Annotated in this window: 2 protein-coding genes; both read right to left on the bottom strand. The window is 74.7% G+C overall.

Annotated features, from left to right (window positions below; all coding sequences use genetic code 11):
* Positions 1–318: 318 nt before the first annotated feature.
* Positions 319–1029, bottom strand: a complete 711-nt coding sequence (locus ACFRAR_RS38625; RefSeq protein ID WP_380705122.1) for a DUF6461 domain-containing protein — start codon at positions 1027–1029, stop codon at positions 319–321.
* Between the two features lie 216 nt (positions 1030–1245).
* The coding region (locus ACFRAR_RS38620; RefSeq protein WP_380705120.1) for a glycosyltransferase at positions 1246–2281 on the bottom strand (1036 nt) is incomplete at its 5' end.

Below are 2281 nucleotides of genomic sequence, written 5' to 3'. Positions count from 1 at the left end.
CCGGCCTTCCCCACCCTGCCTATCGGCAGGGTGGCGACGGCGAATTCGGCCCTGGAACCTCCCGATCGGCACAGGTGCGAGGGGCCGCCGACAGGCCAGGATGACGGCATCGAGGGCTCCGCAGCAGGTGGGGCCCGGGAAGGAGCAAGTCCCGCCATGACCGTCGCACGGTTCCTGTCGTTCGCCCTCTCCCCTGCCTGCCAAGTCCACCCCTGTGTCCGGCTCCACGCCCGGCTCCACCATCGGCTCGGTGCCCTGCTGGAGTCCCTGCTGGGGTCCCTGCTGGAGTCCCTGCGCCCGCCACGGTGGGCGCTCCGCTCAGCGCAGGGCCATGTCCGGGGTTCCCCGCACCGCGTACGCCGGCAGGCGCAGCCCGCCGAGGGCCGCCCGGGGCAGGCTCAGCCCGAAGCGCCGTTCGACGGCGCCGAGGGTGCGGCGGCGGGCGGCTCCGGCGGCCTCCCGCCCGGGGCCGCAGGAGGTCACGCCATCGGCCTCCAGAACCTTGGCGGCGACCAGGTCCGGCACCAGCAGGTCCGGTTCCTGGCCCCAGCGCCAGCGCTCCTCCCCGAGGCCGAAGCCGCACAGCACGGCCCCGTCCCGGGCGTAGTCCAGCAGGGCGGGCCGCTGCTCCGGCATCGGGCGGAAGTGGACCACCTCGACGCCGTCACGCGCTATCTCGGTGAGCAGTTCGCCGCCGGTGGAGTCGCCGTACTCGATCGCGAACGACCAGCCGGCGCACGTGCCGACCCGGATCACTCCGTCACCGTCGTCGCTGGGTCGGTAGACCTCGATGTCCAGGTCCCTGATCTCGGTGTCGCTGATCGGCTCGGTCGCGGTGGCCGGGTCGGCGCCCATCCGGCGGGCGAGTTCCTCGGGCGTGATCCCCCGGGCGAAGACCACGCCGCCGACCTCGCCCTCCCCGTCGGGGCCGCCGGTTGACGGTCGGCCGGTGCCAGGCCCGCCGATCTCCGCGAGCCACTGGATGCCGTCGCCGTCCCGCCCAGGTTCCTCGCACGTGCCCTCGGTCATGCCGCCCTCCCCTCGCGGCCGGGCCAACGGTGACCGGGCGCGCCGCTGGGCACCCTAACCGACCCGGCCGACAGCCGGAGGCCGGTCGCCGGATCAGTGCCGGAACCGGCCCCGCACGGACTGACAACCACCGCTGACCGACCGGAAGGAGAACAATCCGGAAACGAACTCACCCGGCCCGCAGCACCGTTCACCCGGCCACCGGCGCCGCACGACTCACCCGGAGACCATCGGCACTTCCTGGCCCACCAGGTCGAACAGCAGCTTCGCGGCCACCGTCGCCCCGTCGGTGCGGATGCCGCCGGCCACGGCCTCCGCCCTTACCCGGGTCTCGGCGGCCAGGGCGGCGGCGAGCGCGGCGGCGAGCGAGTCGACCGTCGGCGTGCGGTCCGGATGGGCGGCTCCGATGCCCAACTCGGCCACCCTGGTGGCCCAGTACGGCTGGTCCGCGATCCGGGGGACGACCACCTGGGGCGCTCCCGCCATGGCTGCGGTCGTCGTGGTGCCGGCGCCGCCGTGGTGGACGACGGCGGCCACCCGGCGGAACAGGGCCTGCTGGTTCACCTCGCCGACGACGTGGCAGTCCGCACCGTCGTCGACCGGGGCGAGCCCGGCCCAGCCACGGGCGAGGAGGACGCGGCGGCCGTGGGCACGGCTCGCTTCGACGGCCACCCGGGCGATGCCTTCCGGGGCGGACGAGGCCATGCTGCCGAAGCCGACGTACACGGGCGGTTCACCGGCGTCCAGGAACGCCTCCAGATCGGCCGGGAGCGGCCGGTCGTCGGGCAGGATCCACGCCCCCGTCGGCACCACGTCGAGTTCCGTCATGCCCTCCGACGGGCACAGCATCGGGTCCGCGGCCAGCCACGGCCGGTCGGTGAGGACATGGTCGCGGACGTTCTCCACCGGCGGCAGGCCGATCGCCGCCCGGTGGCTGTCGAGCGCCTCGCCGTACAGCGCGTTCACCCGCTGGGCATCCTGCTCCCACAGCTTCCGGTAGTCCGTCTCGCCCTCCGGGGACGGCGTGCCCGGCCGGTGCCCGGGGCGGGAGTGCCGCGAGGGCAGACCGAGGGTGTGGAAGCAGGCCAACACATAGTGGAGGCCGAGCTTTTCGGCGACGTCCCGCGCTCCGGCCGGCATCAGGCCGGTCGCCAGCAGGACGTCACACCCGTCGGCCGCCGCGGTGAGCGTCTCGAACCGGGAAGCGACCAGCTCCGGTGCGAGCCGGAACGCGTCCTCCGCCGTCGGCGGC

This window comes from Kitasatospora sp. NPDC056651 (genome assembly GCF_042792155.1).
Taxonomy (GTDB): Bacteria; Actinomycetota; Actinomycetes; order Streptomycetales; family Streptomycetaceae; genus Kitasatospora.
The sequence above is the reverse complement of the archived record's forward strand: the minus strand, read 5'-3'. Positions and strand labels throughout refer to the sequence as shown.